Below are 461 nucleotides of genomic sequence, written 5' to 3' on the forward strand. Positions count from 1 at the left end.
CATTGTCGATAATTTGAATTAACCCAGTTCCTTTTCCGATAGGGATGACAATACCTTCAGGGTCTAAATCAGGGAAGAGAAATTGTGTAGTCTTCTTATTGATGTTTCCAATTTGGATAAGAACATTTAATTGTTCACGGACAGAGACAGGAATTGTATTGTGGTCAAAGCGCTGGCTTACTAAAAAAAGATGGACTTTAGTAGCACGACCGAGTAGAGCAATCTGAGATAATAGCGAGAAAAAAGAATCCTTGATTGTCTTATTGACACCTTCAGAGAGTGCTAGCACTTCATCAATGACGATAGTCAAATGGTCGAATTGGTGTTCAGGATTATCGTAGAGGATCTCTTGCCGTTGCTGGATGAGATTTAGGCAATTGCTGAGATTCTCATTGATTTCAGATACAAAATCTGACTTTGAACGGTTCTTTTGTGGATGAATAACGGCAATACCATTTTCA

1 pseudogene is annotated in these 461 nt (G+C 38.4%); it reads right to left on the reverse strand.

Going from position 1 to position 461, the window contains the following annotated elements:
* Positions 1-461, reverse strand: a pseudogene (locus tag JQM81_RS13545) (hypothetical protein); the annotation flags it as partial.

The organism is Faecalicatena contorta, from assembly GCF_021531895.1.
Taxonomy (GTDB): Bacteria; Bacillota; Clostridia; order Lachnospirales; family Lachnospiraceae; genus JAFBIX01.